Origin of the sequence: Brachyspira murdochii DSM 12563 (assembly GCF_000092845.1) — a bacterium.
Classification (GTDB): domain Bacteria; phylum Spirochaetota; class Brachyspiria; order Brachyspirales; family Brachyspiraceae; genus Brachyspira; species Brachyspira murdochii.
In genome coordinates, this window is the sequence record NC_014150.1 from 79,701 (window position 1) to 92,492 (window position 12,792).

A 12,792-nucleotide genomic window follows, 5' to 3' on the forward strand; every position below is an offset into this window, starting at 1 on the left:
TTATTTATTCTATATTGATTTTTTTTTGATATATATTATACTATAGATATACTATTCAAGGAATGATTTGATGTCAGCAAACAGCAAACAGCAAACAGCAAACAGCAAACAGCAAACAGCAAAATTCTAAATTAATCAGTCAAAACTTTTTCTTTTTTATTTTAATCAAAAGTAATTTTATCTCTTCATTGCAAATTTTTTTATATAATATTTGTTTTATAGGTGCTTCATTATGAAAATAAGTGTAATAGTACCTTGTTATAATGAAGAGCTTGTTATAGAAATATTGTATAATAGATTGATTAATGTACTTTCTAATTATAATGATTATGAAATAATTTTTATAAATGATGGAAGTTATGATAATACAGAATATATAATCAATAAATACAGAAAAGAAAATAATAATATAAAGCTTTTTTCTTTTTCAAGAAACTTCGGTCATCAGGCTGCCGTAAGCTGCGGTATTCTTAATTCTTCAGGTGATATAGCTATAATAATAGATGCTGATTTACAAGATCCTCCAGAGCTTATACCTTCTATGATAGAAGAGCATATTAATTCAAAAGCTAATGTTATATATGCATGCAGAACTTCAAGAGAAGGGGAGAGTTTTATTAAAAAAATTACTGCTAATTTATTTTATAGATTAGTTAATTTATTATCGGATGTGAAATTTCCTCTTGATACAGGAGATTTTAGATTAATAGATAGAAATGTAATTAATGCATATAAACAATTTAAAGAAAAGCCCAAATATATACGCGGATTAATTAGCTGGATGGGATTCAAACAAAAACCATTTTTATATAATAGAAAACCTAGAGAAGCTGGTAAAACTAAGTATACATACAAAAAAATGTTTAATCTTGCTTTAACTGCTGTAATATCATTTTCTACAAAGCCTTTAAGAATATCTTTAATTTTAGGTATTTTATCTATGGTTTTGGGTATTATATTGTCTTTATATGTATTTATAAAATATTTCTTTTTTAATTCTGATATTATAAAAGGCTGGTCTTCTATAATGATAACTGTTATTTTTATGGGTGGGGTTCAGCTTTTAAGTTTATCTGTAATTTCTGAATATTTAGCAAAAATATATGAACAAATAAAAAACAGACCTGAGTTTATTATAAAAAATAATGAGGATGAAAATTATGAAAAATAGTATTAAAAGATTTATAAATATAATAATAAAAAATAAAATTTTTCTCATTTCATTTATATTCATCATATTGTCTTATATATTAAGAACAATACTATTAACATTTACAACTTTAATAGATGATGAAGCTCATTATGCATTATGGACAAAGCATTTACCGTTCGGATTTTTTGACCATGGCGGGGGTATAGCATTTTTTATGAAACTAAGCATGATCATATTTGGAAATACTGGATTTGGTGTTAGGTTTGGAAGTATTTTATTTAGTATATTAGTATCTGTTTTTATTTATATATTTGTAAGTAAAGAAAAAGATGAAAACGCTGCTGTAATATCTGTTATACTCTTTAATACAATACCTTTTTTTGCCGGTCTTTCGCTTATTGTAACAATAGATACACCTATGTTTTATTTTTTACTTTTTTCTATAATGGCATATTATAAGGCTATATATTCAAATAAAAATTATTTTTATTTGGCCGGATTTTTATTTGGATTTAGTTTGCTTTCTAAAGAGGGTGCTATTTTTGTAGGTTCTTCAATATGTTTTTTTATATTAATTTCAAATAGAAGAAAAGAGATTTTTTTATACAAAGAGTTTTATTTATCATTTATAGCTGCCACTTTAGTTTATTTGCCTTTTATAATATATAATTTTCAAACGGATTTCACATTCATAAAATATGCATTAGACAGACAGCTGCAAAAGCCGGGAAGTATTAATAGAACTTTGGACTTTTGGGGGGCACAAATAGGTTTATACAGTCCTTTATTTTTTATATTATTTTGTTATTTGATTATAAAAACAACTTTGCAATTTTTTAATAAAAAAGAAACAGAAAATAATTTTTATTTTGCTTTTATATCTTTAATACCTTTTATTTATATAGTTCAAAAATCTTTCAAAAATAAATTGGAAGCTAATTGGGCTTTATTTATGTATGCGGGAGGTTTATTTTTAGTATCGTACTATATATCTAAAAACTGGAATAAAAAATATATAAGAAATCTTTTTCTTTCAAACATTTTACTTTGTAATATAGCTATTTTTATAATAATACTTCAATATTTTGTGCCTATTATACCAATAAAAGGAGACCCTACTGATAGATATTATAAATATAATGCTATAAGGTATGATTTAAAAGAATATTATAATTTAAATATGGATAAGAATATTAGAATGTTTGCATTAAATTATCAAATTCCTTCAATGATTAATTTTTATATAAATCCGGAAAATGAAGCAGTATGTTTAAATTGGAATACATATCACCCTACAGTATTTGATTTTTGGTATGATGATAATAACTTTATAGGAGATGATTTATATTATATAACTACTTCTCCTGATACAAATTTAGCTTCTAAGTATTTTGATAGTATTGAATATATAACAAACTTTCAATCATATAGAAAACAAATTAATGGAGATAAAAGGTATTTAGATAATTATTATATATATTTATGCAGAAATTATAATGGTAAAAAAACAGATTATATTTATAAAAGTGAAAAAATAAAGTTTTAGAAACAATTATATGCTCATTAATAAAATGAGCATATAATTGTTTAATTTTTTATTAAAACTCTGCACAAAATCCCTTATATTTTTCAACATAACATACTGGATTGTATGATAATTTTGCTTTTCTAAGTCCCAAATCTCCTACGTCCTGCTCTCTATTAACAAATTTAAATCTTTCATAATCGATTACATAATTTTTTAAATTTTCTAAGAACATCCTGTTTATAGCCTGATAAGTACCTTTATAATTTCTATCCCCTCTTTCAGAATGAACTACTATTGTATCTCTCATGCTCAAATCAGCTATTGTATATGCTACTACTTTTTTATCAATATATATTGCACCGCCTGCTATATTGCTTATAATATCCCAATTATCAAGTAAAGTTCTTATCATTATTGTATCAGCTTCTGCTCTTACTTCATGTGATAATAATTTATTACTGTCGAAAGCTTCGCATTCTTCAGCATTGTGTTGAGATGCATCATTATTCTTCTTTTCTTCTTCTTCCCATTTGGCTTCAAAATCGAGTATATCTTTTACAATAGTTTTATCTATAGGCTTGTACTCAAAATCATTTTTTATAAATTGATTATAAAGATTCTTTTTATTATGGAATTTTTTTCCGGGGAGTGTAATAAGTTCATTAAAATCGTATAAATATTCCCATTCATCTCTACTTTCTTTTACTTTTATTTTAGTAGTTTTATCCCAAAATAAAGCAAGTTCCTTTGGTATTCTTATAACAGCTTCTCCTGATATTTCGCAAGGTCCCATATCATTGCAGAAATCAGTATTAAACCAATCTCCTACAGGTGCCCAATAAGTAATATAAGGTGATTTCTGTCTTATCCAAACTAGCTTTTCTGTAAATGCCCACTCAAGCATATATATATCTTTAAGTCCTAGTAGATTCATAAATGTATAATCTGCTGACTGCTCTGGTGTTATAGAAAAATATTTATGATAAAGTTCTTGTTTATCTAAACTAATAGGCTCAAAATTAAGCATATATTTTTATCCTTTTTTCATTTTATTGACTATATATTATATATTAAAATTGATTAATGTAAATGCTGTCATATCAATTTACCAATTTCAAATGCTTTATTTAATTCTTCCTTTCCTTTGATATCGCCTATATTAAATACTCCTCCTGCTATTAAATATCCTAAATCTTTCCAGCCTAGATAATTTAAAAGATATTTATAGTATTCTATTACAGGTGCTGAATTATTTTCATCATTTCCTTCTGCTGCCATAAGCATAATGCATTCTTTATATGGCGTTTTATAATTAGGCTATATTTCTGTAACTGCAAATAATCTGTCTATTGCTGTTTTTAGCTGGGCACTAAAAGCCCAATAATACATAGGTGAAGCTAGTACTAATATATCAGCTTCTTTATAGTGAGGATATATTTTTAGCATGTCATCTTTTTGTGTGCAAGGACTTTCTTTATCTTTTCCGCCTTTTAAACAGCCTTTACAGCCATGTATATTCATTTTATCTAAATCAAATTTTATTATATCATTTCCATTAAGTTTAGCTCCTTTAATAAACTCTTCTATTAATGCTGCTGTATTACCGTTTATTCTAGGACTTCCGTTTAATATTAATATTTTTTTCATTTTTTACTCCTATTACTATAAATTGTTATTGATATTATTATTATAGTATTATATATTAGTATAATCAAGTACTAACAAAAATGTTATATACTAACTATAAGTAAAGTAAAAGGATAATTTATGAAAAAAGAAAGTTTAAAAGAAAAATATATGGAAGATACAGGTTTTGCCTATACTATGTCATTGATATCTGGTAAGTATAAGATGATAATATTATATATATTGTCAGAATTAAAAGTTGTAAGGTATAATGAGTTAAAGAGAATAATATCAGCAATATCACATAAAACATTGAGTTTAACTTTAAAAGAGTTAGAAAAAGATGATTTAGTAATCAGAAAAGAATATCCCCAAATACCTCCTAAGGTAGAGTATAGTCTTTCAAAAAGAGGAAAATCTTTAATACCAATACTAGATGCTATATGTGTATGGGGGGAAAAAAATAGAAAGTAATTAACTGTTTTTATTTTTATTGATAAAGTTTCTTACTCTTCTAAAAAAGTCATTTTTACCATTCTCATCTATAAGAACATATTTTAACATAAATCTTAAATATGGGTGGTATACATACAATGTTTCTTTTATAGTCATTCTAGTTCCGCCATTTTCAGCATCTTCCAGTATATAAGTCCATAAAGCTGTAAATTCATTTTCAGTTTTTACTATAGATATTTCGCTGTTTTCTATTCTTCTTACTTCTATTAATTCCTGATATGTTCTTCTATTAGAATAAGTCTGCATTATTTTTAGTTTATTTCCTTCTAATTTTTCAACACGTACTATGGATATATATTTAAGCCAAGCAGGATAATTTTCATAGTCTATAAGAAGATGATATAATTCATTTCTTGGTATATCAAATACCTGAGTTTTTTCTTTTGAGAAAGAAGGCGGTATTCTTTTTCCTATAACAGTTGGAAGAAATATCATAATTGCCATTAATATAAGCGGCAGTATTATAAAGATTGGGATTAAATATAATAACATTATTTTCCTCTTTTAGTTAAAGTATAAAATTTTGAATGATAGTATTTATTAAAAAAGTTCTGAACCACTAATAAAACAATTCCGCAGAATGGTACTGAGAATAATATTCCTAAAAATCCGAATAATACACCTCCTATAATTGTACTGAACATCACAGCTATAGGGTGTATTTTTACAGATTTTCCAAGTATTTTTGGAGCCATTAACCCAGAATCTAATATCTGTACAAAACCAAATATTATACATATTTTTAATGCCCCATGCCACCATATATTTTCTGTAATAATTCCTACTAATAGGGCCGTTACAAATGCAGCAAATGGTCCTATAAAAGGTATATAATTAAGAATACCTCTTAACAAAGCTAATATAAAAGCATATCTTGTATTGGTTACAGATAAAAGTATATAGCTTATTATAAAAAATGACAGAGCAAGTATAGTCATTCCTCTTACATAACCATTAATAATAGAATTTGATTTTTTTACTATTTCACTTATAGAAGTCTGCCATCTCATAGGTATTATTTTTATAATTTTTGATTTAATATTTTGAAAATCAAGCATCAAATAAAAGGTTACAAAAGGAAGTATTACAAAATATGAAAATATTACACTAAATATTGTAGTTAAACTTGAAATATTCTGAAATCTAAAATCTATCATTTTTTTATATATTAGTGTAAATATTCCATCGCTTCCAAATAAAAAATCTTTTATAGAAGCAGCATCTATTGCCATATCAATATCAAAACTTTTTCCTATAGATCCATTTAATTTATCTGATACCGAAATCAATAACAATGAAATAGAATTGTATATTTTATCTACATACTCAGGAAGACTTTTTGATATTACTTCCATTTCTTCTATAGTTCTAGGCAGAATAAATACAAAAAATATTACAGCAATTATAATAAGAGGAATAAAAATAAAAAGTACAGCAGCTATTCTAGGAATTTTTGTCTGCATTTTTGTTATAAGAGGATCAAACATATATGCAATAAATATACCCCATATAAAAGGAGCGACTAAATAACCAGCTTCTTTAATTACCCATAATGTAAATAGTGCTAATATTAATACTATTGAAGTTTTAGCCCATATATATCTCCAAAATGGGATTAATGCCGCTATTAGAATAATAAATAATATAATAGGATTTATAATTTCTCTAATTAAATAGCAAAAGTAAAAAAAAGCACTGGATATTATTAAAACTAATAATATCTCTCCTCCTTTTACAAGTATTTTATTATGAGTTAGTGAATTATTATTTTTATCTTTATCAAAAAAGTCGTTATTCATAAAATTATTTCTGTATTTTTTATTTTCTATATATTATAGTAGAATAATTTTTTTTACAACATTTTTAAAAAAAATATTATTATTTTTTTTAAAAAAGACTTGCTATTTTTTTTAATTATGGTATAATCTAATCCATATCGTTGATGATTAAAAGGGCCTGTAGCTCAGATGGCTAGAGCGTTCGACTGATAATCGAAAGGTCGGTGGTTCAATTCCTCCCAGGCCCACACGCTCAGGTTCTTTATAATACATATACGGGGGTTTAGCTCAGTTTGGGAGAGCGACTGCCTTGCACGCAGTAGGTCGTGGGTTCGATCCCCATAACCTCCACATCTTTATAAAACTATTCTTAAATGTCTTTTCTATTTAAGAATAGTTTTTATTTTATTAACTATTTTTTATCATCTAAATTACAGGAGGTATTTATAATGAAAAATATTATACTAATACCATTAATTATAATCTCTATTTTATTAATACCATATAATAAACTTTATTCTCTAACTCAAGATGAAGAAACTTTTTTAGATGCTGCTATATTCGGCGATGAAGATGTCATAGAAAAAATTATTGCTAAAAATATTAATGTTAATATACAAGATGATGTAGGAAATACAGCTCTTATATTGGCATGTATGGAAGGGCATGTAAAAGTTGTAGAGTTATTAATTAAAGCAAATGCTGATAAGTCTATAGTAAATAAACATGGTAATGATGCTTTATTCTATGCCAAGCAAAAAAATTATACTGATATAATTAAGTTAATGGGGCAAAATATTTAGTTCTAAAAAATTAACTCTTCATTTTCTTCTTCAAGTACATAATTTGTAATAATGATTATTTCATCTTTATTATCCAACATACAGTCATTATTAGGATTGATAATAACATCATTGTATCTTTTTACTCCAATGATAATAACTTTTTTTCTAAGTAAGTATAAATAAACATCCTTAAAACTTTTGGATTCATTAAAATAATCAGAGTAGGGCGACATTATTATATCTTTTCCATTCTTACTCAAAAGCCCGTAAAAAATATACAATATATTTGAACTTATAGAAGCCTGAGCCATAAGCATACCTATTAATTTACCGCTTACTATAAAATCTCTCACATCATCAGAATATATTAAATTTCTTTTCTGTATAGAGTTTAATAAAGAAAGTATTGCTATATTTAAGTTTTCTTTTCTTATAATCTGTCTTATGATTAAAAGTATATTAATGCTTTTAACATCAGTAACATTATCTTCTGATATTAAAACTATTTTTGTAGTATTTTCTTCTTTTAGTTTTTCACGCATAAACTTATATTTATTTTTTTGAGATTTTATAGAGTTGTAACTAATCATACTCGTATTATGATTTTCCATATATTCAGAAATCTCTTTTATTATTTCATCGTATCTGTTTTCTTCGCATATTAATAATATATTATTTTTATATTTTACAATGCTTGGTTTTATATCAGGATATTCTTTTATATTATCATCATTATTGTTTCTTGAAAGTATTACAAGTCTGTTTTCTTTTTTTAGTAAATAATCATAATTAGGTATTAATAATTGACTTCTATCTTCTTTTGTTATACCAAGAAGTATCATACCTCTTTCAAGATATTTTAATGCCGCATCTTCAAATTTGCAGTCATTAAAATCATGATCAGTTTCTATATAAAATACATTGCCGTCATTTGAAAATAAGTCTTCATAAACATTGCTAAGTCCTGTATAAATGATGCTTTGAGCTATTAATTTGTATAATATCTCATATTTATAAATTACATGTATAACAAAGTTTTTCTCTTCAATAGATTTTATTATTTCAATAGTATCTTCTTCATGAACTAATACGCATATATTTATTTTTTTATCAAGTTCCTCTTCTTCAACTATCTTTTTTAAAGCTAGAAGTATATTTAATGACTCTGTATCATCATTATTTATTATTGATATGCTTGATGATTTTGCTATGTTAAGAAGTTTAATATTTTCTATTCTACTTGCTGATCCTTCTCTTATTATTATATTGGTTTGTTTACTTCCTTTTATAAAGGATATTCTTTTTCTTATTATATCGACATTATGTTCGGATAGTATGATAATAGTTTTCACTTTAGCCATAATAAACTCTTCTACTATAGTTAAAGCCTCTTCACCGTATCCCAATATAATAGCATGATTTTTTTCCATAATAAAAGCATTGCCTTTGCTCAAATTATTAATTCTATCCTGAAGAGCTTTATTAATCATAGCTATAAGAGAACCCCATCCACATACCCCTATAAAAGTTACCATAAGAAAAGTTAATACAATACCTATACTTCCATCTACAGATGATATATTTCCTGTATCTATAAACTGCATCAAACTATCCCAAAATGCATCTTTAGGAGGATAATTAAAAAATACTATTATAAATATAGATACTATTAAAAGCAGTATTATTATCGCAAATACCAAAAGAAGTAATTGATAAAATAGCCCCTTATTAAGCATTCTGTCTATTCTGTATTTTATATATTTAGGTATATCTTTTAACATAAAGCAACTCATGATTTTATTTATATAAAGATTATACTAGAGTAAATTAAAATTGCAAAATATTTTTTATTAAAAAATAAATACCTAAACAGATATAATTTGTAAAAAATTAATTTTTTTTAATTTTGATATTTGCGGGGCTTTGCCCACCGCTCTGCGTACTGCGTAACACCCCAGTTCTTTTGCGACCGTAGGAAGTCCTGTGGGTTGGCACAGGCACAGCCCGCTTTCGGCGAGAAGCAAAAATGCTACATTTTATGCTGAATTTTTAATTTATCTTACATATAAAACATAATTAGTACGATTTAATAATAATTTTAATACTTGCACTTTTTGGTTCTTTTTGAGGCGGGAAAAAGAACAACAAAAAATTTATAAACTTAAAAATTTTTAGTATATATAAAAGATAATATATAAAACTATTTCTCATAATTTATTTTTATAAGCTTCAAATCTGCAGATATCATAAATAAAGATGGAAGCAGTATCAATGTCAAAAGTGCAGCAAATAAAAGCCCATAAGCCATAGACATAACCATAGGTACTATCAAGTCAGCACGTCCGCCTATACCATAAACAGTTGGAAGAAGTCCGAATATTGTAGTTACAGTTGTGAGAAATATTGCTCTAAATCTGTCTCCTGTACCTTCTACAATAGCGTTTAATACATCTTGTTTATTACGTATATTTCCTTTTTCAAGTATTCTGTTTATCAACTCAACCATTATAATACCATTGTTTACAACAACACCAGCAAGTCCCACTATACCAACAGCACCTACAAATGACATAGGCATTCTATGAGCTGCAAATCCTAGTATAACGCCGATTATTCCAAAAGGTATTATACCAAGTATCATAAAAGGCTGAACAAATTTATTAAACTGAAGTAGAAGTATTACATATATAGCTATTATGGCAATTAAGTATCCCCAAGCTATACCTATTATGGATCCTCTTGTTTCTTTTACCTCTCCTGCAAACTCTACACTTATATTAGGGTAATCTTTAGCTATAGAATTAAAATAATCCTGCATTTCATAAGTTACTTGTATGGCAGTATTTTTTCCCTGTTCTATATCAGCAGTCATAGTTATAGATTTTTTACCGTTATAGTGTCTTATGCTTGACTGATTGTTTGTAATGTATATATCTGCTATATCTTTTAATTGTATAAGTCTGTAATAGGTATTTGGTATTAAAAGATTATTAAGTACATTAGTGTCATAAGTATATTTTTTATCTAAACGTACTCTAAAGTCCAATTTATTTTCAAACTCCTGTATTGAAGTTGCTACTATTCCAGAATAAGCCGCTCTTAATTCTCTTGCTGCATAAGCTACATTAACTCCAAGTTCAGACATTCTGTCATAATCAAATATTACTCTCAATTCTTCCTGTCCTATTTTATCATCATCATCATAATTAACTACACCGTCCAAACTCAAAAGATGTTCTTTCATTTTATCCTTTACTTCTTTAACCATAGCAGTATCATTACCTATTATTTTTATATCAACTGCTTTTCCGGGGTTTATTGGAAGTTTAGTATTAACTGTGATAAGCTCCAATTCATCTTTTATTGAGCTTTTTTCTATAGCCGCATTTAAATCATCTGCTATATCATAAGCTATTTTTTCTCTGTTATTGGCTGGAACTAAATATATCATAGTGCCTGCAATATTATCCATCTCTTCCGATATTTCTACAGTATTTTTATCTAATTGCTTTCCAAGTAAGCTATAAACTGCCACTATATCATTGGTATTTATTGTTTCATAAATAATATTTTCTACTTTTTGAAGATATTTTTCTGTTTTGTATATAGAACTTCCCACACCTGTATCTATATTAACGACTATAACATCCGCACTTGTATCATAAATTAAAGTAAACTTTGAAAATATTGATTTTGCTATTAAAAGAGTGATAAGAAGTGTAACTATAAAAAATATAAGAACAATATATCTAAACTTTAATGTAAATCTTAAAAACTTAATAAATGGAATTTTTAATTTATCAAATAATTTATCCTTATCAAAATCAAGCGGATTTTTAAAATTAAATCTTTTTCTTTTATGTTCTCCAGTAAGTTCTTCTTTAGTGATTAAGTTATTAGGAAGAAGCAAAACAGCCTGAAAAATACTCACCACTAATGCCACAATAACAACTCTAGGATACTGATTAATTAATCTTCCCATAGTACCAGTAACAAATATTATAGGAGCAAATGATGCAACTGTTGTAAGAGTAGAAACAAGCATAGGCATAAATACTTCTCCTACAGCATTTTTTGTAGCTTCAAGACCTCTTATTCCTTTTTGATGATAATTAAAAATATTTTCTGAAACTACTATTGAATTGTCAACTATCATACCAAGTACAGTTATGATTCCGCCTAGAGATATTATATTAAAAGTAATTCCAGAGTATGTCATATAAATAAGAGAAACAGATATAACTATAAGCATACCAAGCGAAGTAAATATTGCACTCTTAAAATCTAGAAATATAATAAGTATTATAAATATGATGATAAAACCAGTTATAATATTTGAAGACACTGCATTAAGCAAGTCTGTAATAGTTCTAGAATTATCAGCCATAGGAACTATTTCTATATTGCTTGGAATAGTAGATTTATTTTTTTCAAAATATTGATTAACATTATCAATAGTTTTTAATATATCAGCATCTTCTTTTTTTATTATGTTTATAGAGTATCCATGCTTGCTATTAACTCTCATATACACACTTTTATCAACGAATAATTCTTCAACTCTTGCAATATCTCCTATTCTTACAGGCTGTCCGTTAAATATAGAACGCACTATAACATTTGTAATAGATAAAGGGTCTTGAAATTGTCCTGTAGTAACAAGAAGTTTATTTTTATCTTCTAAGTTATCACTTTCTGAAGGCTTCATACTTCCGCTTGTAGAGCGTATATTTCTTAAAGATAATGCCTGTATGATTTCTGTTAATGAAGTGTAGTATTCTCTTAATTTATAAGGGTCTGCTAATATTTGTATTTCTGGGTCTGTTCTTCCATATACTTCAATATTTGCAACCCCGTCTACATATTTTAATTCTTTTTCAAATCTTTTAGATATATCATAAAGCTCTTTTTCACTTCCTTCCTGTCCTTCTTTGAATCTTATACCTAAATTGTATATAGGCATTCTGTTGGCATTAGCCTCAAAAATTTTGATTTCTGAAACATCTTTTGATACATTAGGAGCATTCTGAAGTCTTCTAAATATTTCATCTTTTACTGGTCTTGAGTCTTTAAGATTCATATCTATTCTTATAGTAAGTATTCCTGCATTTTCTATTATTATAGAATAAAACTCATCAATACCTGCTATAGTCTGAAGCTCATCTTCTATTGGTATCATAGCATATTGTTCAACATCTTCTGGAGAAGCTCCCGGATATATAACCTGCACTATCATAACATCAAAGTTTGTAGAGGGGAATGCCTCTTTTTTTATATTAAGATAAGAGTATATTCCAACTGCTAAAGTTATTAAAATGATTACATTAACTAATAATCTGTTTTTTGCAAATAGTTCTATAATTCTATTCATATATTATTTTCCAATACAAAATTAATTTATTAAAT

Annotated in this window: 11 protein-coding genes and 2 tRNA genes; 6 read left to right on the forward strand and 7 right to left on the reverse strand. The window is 26.3% G+C overall.

What is annotated here, in order from left to right:
- The first annotated feature begins 232 nt into the window (after positions 1 to 232).
- Together BMUR_RS00335 and BMUR_RS00340 are read left to right on the forward strand one after the other, a co-directional pair.
- Positions 233 to 1,171, forward strand: a complete 939-nt coding sequence (locus tag BMUR_RS00335; RefSeq protein ID WP_013112607.1) for a glycosyltransferase family 2 protein — start codon at positions 233 to 235, stop codon at positions 1,169 to 1,171.
- The gene (locus tag BMUR_RS00340; RefSeq protein WP_013112608.1) at positions 1,161 to 2,699 is read left to right on the forward strand and encodes a glycosyltransferase family 39 protein; all 1,539 of its coding nucleotides are present in this window, start codon (positions 1,161 to 1,163) and stop codon (positions 2,697 to 2,699) included. The genes BMUR_RS00335 and BMUR_RS00340 overlap by 11 nt, the downstream gene beginning before the upstream one ends.
- Positions 2,700 to 2,751: 52 nt before the next feature.
- Here the strand turns inward: BMUR_RS00340 and BMUR_RS00345 are convergent, their stop codons facing one another.
- The 3 genes from BMUR_RS00345 to BMUR_RS14850 all read right to left on the reverse strand — a co-directional run bounded on the left by BMUR_RS00345 (position 2,752) and on the right by BMUR_RS14850 (position 4,328).
- Positions 2,752 to 3,708, reverse strand: a complete 957-nt coding sequence (locus BMUR_RS00345; RefSeq protein WP_013112609.1) for a DUF2156 domain-containing protein — start codon at positions 3,706 to 3,708, stop codon at positions 2,752 to 2,754.
- A gap of 68 nt (positions 3,709 to 3,776) precedes the next feature.
- Positions 3,777 to 3,959: a hypothetical protein gene (locus tag BMUR_RS14845; protein WP_244833470.1), complete on the reverse strand. Its 183-nt coding sequence runs from the start codon at positions 3,957 to 3,959 to the stop codon at positions 3,777 to 3,779.
- Between the two features lie 39 nt (positions 3,960 to 3,998).
- Positions 3,999 to 4,328 (reverse strand): flavodoxin family protein, encoded by a 330-nt coding sequence (locus tag BMUR_RS14850; RefSeq protein WP_244833472.1) that lies wholly within the window; start codon positions 4,326 to 4,328, stop codon positions 3,999 to 4,001.
- A 120-nt stretch (positions 4,329 to 4,448) separates the two neighbouring features.
- Here BMUR_RS14850 and BMUR_RS00355 point away from each other — a divergent pair, with 120 nt between their 5' ends.
- The gene (locus BMUR_RS00355; RefSeq protein ID WP_013112610.1) at positions 4,449 to 4,781 is read left to right on the forward strand and encodes a winged helix-turn-helix transcriptional regulator; all 333 of its coding nucleotides are present in this window, start codon (positions 4,449 to 4,451) and stop codon (positions 4,779 to 4,781) included.
- On the opposite strand, the gene BMUR_RS00360 is transcribed toward BMUR_RS00355, so the two are convergent.
- Positions 4,782 to 5,315, reverse strand: coding sequence for an SRPBCC family protein (locus BMUR_RS00360; protein ID WP_013112611.1), 534 nt, complete (start codon positions 5,313 to 5,315; stop codon positions 4,782 to 4,784).
- On the reverse strand, positions 5,315 to 6,622 hold the full coding sequence (locus BMUR_RS00365) for an AI-2E family transporter (RefSeq protein WP_013112612.1): 1,308 nt from the start codon (positions 6,620 to 6,622) through the stop codon (positions 5,315 to 5,317). Before BMUR_RS00365 ends, BMUR_RS00360 begins: the two co-directional genes overlap by 1 nt.
- A gap of 153 nt (positions 6,623 to 6,775) precedes the next feature.
- On the opposite strand from BMUR_RS00365, the gene BMUR_RS00370 reads away from it, so the two are divergent.
- The 3 genes from BMUR_RS00370 to BMUR_RS00380 all read left to right on the forward strand — a co-directional run bounded on the left by BMUR_RS00370 (position 6,776) and on the right by BMUR_RS00380 (position 7,404).
- Positions 6,776 to 6,849, forward strand: a tRNA-Ile gene (locus tag BMUR_RS00370).
- A 29-nt stretch (positions 6,850 to 6,878) separates the two neighbouring features.
- Positions 6,879 to 6,952 (forward strand) — tRNA-Ala (locus tag BMUR_RS00375).
- A gap of 98 nt (positions 6,953 to 7,050) precedes the next feature.
- Positions 7,051 to 7,404, forward strand: a complete 354-nt coding sequence (locus BMUR_RS00380) for an ankyrin repeat domain-containing protein (RefSeq protein ID WP_013112613.1) — start codon at positions 7,051 to 7,053, stop codon at positions 7,402 to 7,404.
- 2 nt (positions 7,405 to 7,406) lie between these two features.
- Here BMUR_RS00380 and BMUR_RS00385 read toward each other — a convergent pair whose 3' ends face one another.
- Positions 7,407 to 9,167 carry a CASTOR/POLLUX-related putative ion channel gene (locus BMUR_RS00385; RefSeq protein WP_013112614.1) on the reverse strand — a complete coding sequence of 587 codons (1,761 nt, stop codon included), beginning with the start codon at positions 9,165 to 9,167 and terminating at the stop codon, positions 7,407 to 7,409.
- A gap of 419 nt (positions 9,168 to 9,586) precedes the next feature.
- Positions 9,587 to 12,757 carry an efflux RND transporter permease subunit gene (locus tag BMUR_RS00390; protein ID WP_013112615.1) on the reverse strand — a complete coding sequence of 1,057 codons (3,171 nt, stop codon included), beginning with the start codon at positions 12,755 to 12,757 and terminating at the stop codon, positions 9,587 to 9,589.
- Positions 12,758 to 12,792: the final 35 nt, after the last annotated feature.

Bases quoted from the DNA above. Each gene is read 5' to 3' on its own strand.
- BMUR_RS00335 (WP_013112607.1), top strand. From the start codon at position 233: ATGAAAATAAGTGTAATAGTACCTTGTTATAATGAAGAGCTTGTTATA.
- BMUR_RS00340 (WP_013112608.1), top strand. From the start codon at position 1,161: ATGAAAAATAGTATTAAAAGATTTATAAATATAATAATAAAAAATAAA.
- BMUR_RS00345 (WP_013112609.1), bottom strand. From the start codon at position 3,708: ATGCTTAATTTTGAGCCTATTAGTTTAGATAAACAAGAACTTTATCAT.
- BMUR_RS14845 (WP_244833470.1), bottom strand. From the start codon at position 3,959: ATGGCAGCAGAAGGAAATGATGAAAATAATTCAGCACCTGTAATAGAA.
- BMUR_RS14850 (WP_244833472.1), bottom strand. From the start codon at position 4,328: ATGAAAAAAATATTAATATTAAACGGAAGTCCTAGAATAAACGGTAAT.
- BMUR_RS00355 (WP_013112610.1), top strand. From the start codon at position 4,449: ATGAAAAAAGAAAGTTTAAAAGAAAAATATATGGAAGATACAGGTTTT.
- BMUR_RS00360 (WP_013112611.1), bottom strand. From the start codon at position 5,315: ATGTTATTATATTTAATCCCAATCTTTATAATACTGCCGCTTATATTA.
- BMUR_RS00365 (WP_013112612.1), bottom strand. From the start codon at position 6,622: ATGAATAACGACTTTTTTGATAAAGATAAAAATAATAATTCACTAACT.
- BMUR_RS00380 (WP_013112613.1), top strand. From the start codon at position 7,051: ATGAAAAATATTATACTAATACCATTAATTATAATCTCTATTTTATTA.
- BMUR_RS00385 (WP_013112614.1), bottom strand. From the start codon at position 9,167: ATGTTAAAAGATATACCTAAATATATAAAATACAGAATAGACAGAATG.
- BMUR_RS00390 (WP_013112615.1), bottom strand. From the start codon at position 12,757: ATGAATAGAATTATAGAACTATTTGCAAAAAACAGATTATTAGTTAAT.